Raw genomic sequence first — 213 nt, forward strand, 5'->3', positions numbered from 1 at the left:
ATGAGTCGCGAGGGGCTCGAACCCTCGACCCTTGGATTAAAAGTCCAATGCTCTACCAACTGAGCTAGCGACTCAAATGGAGGATACAGGGCTCGAACCTGTGACCCCCTGCTTGTAAGGCAGATGCTCTCCCAACTGAGCTAATCCTCCATATTCATAAGCACGGCAACTTCCTACCCTCGCAGGAGGCGTTCCTCCAACTACTATCGGCGT

At 53.5% G+C, this 213-nt stretch carries 2 tRNA genes; both read right to left on the reverse strand.

Annotated features, from left to right (window positions below):
- Position 1: 1 nt before the first annotated feature.
- A tRNA-Lys gene (locus tag FC64_RS01305) sits at positions 2–74 on the reverse strand.
- A 3-nt stretch (positions 75–77) separates the two neighbouring features.
- Positions 78–150: transfer RNA gene (locus FC64_RS01310), tRNA-Val, on the reverse strand.
- Between the last annotated feature and the right edge of the window lie 63 nt (positions 151–213).

The organism is Ligilactobacillus araffinosus DSM 20653 (assembly GCF_001435375.1).
Lineage (GTDB): Bacteria > Bacillota > Bacilli > Lactobacillales > Lactobacillaceae > Ligilactobacillus > Ligilactobacillus araffinosus.